Origin of the sequence: Occallatibacter gabretensis, from assembly GCF_001449115.1 — a bacterium.
GTDB classification, from domain to species: domain Bacteria; phylum Acidobacteriota; class Terriglobia; order Terriglobales; family Acidobacteriaceae; genus Telmatobacter; species Telmatobacter gabretensis.
Window position 1 is genome coordinate 1 of sequence record NZ_LAIJ01000014.1, and the last position, 1296, is coordinate 1296.

General features: G+C 59.5%; 1 protein-coding gene. It reads left to right on the forward strand.

From position 1 onward, the window contains the following. The first annotated feature begins 62 nt into the window (after positions 1-62). A protein-coding gene (locus tag VO84_RS21925; RefSeq protein WP_231738153.1) for an IS3 family transposase occupies positions 63-1264 on the forward strand; the annotation gives its coding sequence in 2 pieces (ribosomal slippage) (positions 63-330 and positions 330-1264; 1203 coding nt in all). Positions 1265-1296 lie beyond the last annotated feature (32 nt).

Sequence of the window (1296 nt, forward strand, 5' to 3'; positions counted from 1 at the left end):
TTGGTCTGCCCGGCTTGCTTTGTACCAGTGACTAAGAGACACACTGGAATGAGGAGAGCAAGATGGCACGAGGTAAGCGGTATCAGCCAGAGCAGGTGGTGAACCTGCTTCGACAGATCGAAGTGGCGGTAGCGAACGGGAAGACGACGGCGCAGGCGTGCAAGGAAGCGGAGATCGTGGAGCAGACGTATTTTCGTTGGCGCAAGGAGTATGGCGGGTTGCAGATCGACCAGGCGAAGCGGTTGAAGGAGCTTGAGCAGGAGAACGGGAAGCTGAAGCGTCTGGTAGCGAATCTGAGCCTGGATAATCTGGTGTTGAAGGACATCTCCTCGGGAAACTTCTAAGCCCTGAGCGGCGGCGCAGTGCGGTGAGCCATGCCTGCGAGCGTGGCGTAAGTGAGCGACATGCGTGCCATCTGTTGGGGCAGCCCAGGGGCACGCAGCGCTACCAGCCGACACAGCGCGAAGACGAAGATCGTCTGACTCAGGCCATCGTTGCTCTTGCCAGCCAGTATGGACGTCACGGGTACCGCCGGATCACGGCGCTGCTCCAGCGAGCCGGCTGGAAGGTGGGCAAGGACCGGGTCGAACGCATCTGGCGTCGTGAGGGGCTGAAGGTACCGAAAAGGCAGAAGCCAAGAGGACGGTTGTGGCTCAACGATGGATCGTGTGTGCGGCTCAGGCCGACGCATGCGGGCCACGTGTGGAGCTACGACTTCGTGAGTGCGCGAACGCATGACGGCCGTAGTGTGCGCATCCTCAACCTGATCGACGAGTCCACGCGCGAGTGCCTGCTGATCCGCGCGGAACGGCGTTGGTCGAGCGCCAAAGTGATCGGAGCACTGGCTGACGTGATGGTGTGGAAGGGAGTGCCAGAGCATCTTCGATCAGACAACAGGCCCGAGTTCGTGGCCAAGGACCTGCGCAAATGGCTTGCCGATACCGGAGCAAAAACACTGTACATCGAACCCGGATCTCCGTGGGAGAACGGCTACTGCGAAAGCTTCAACTCCAAACTCAGGGACGAGTTCCTCAACGGCGAACTCTTCTACTCGATGAAAGAACTGCGTGTGCTGGCCGAGCGCTGGCGCGTCCACTACAACACCGTTAGACCACACTCTTCGCTTGGCTACAGACCACCAGCACCGGAGGCATGGCTGACTTCGACCACTCGGCAGCAAGGAGAGCCAGTCGCTTCGCTCCCGGCTCCCCTTGCTGCCATATCCTGCATCGATCTGAACTCAGAAATCGATGCGCTACACTAACTCTTCACTGGTACAAAACGTCGGGCAATCCA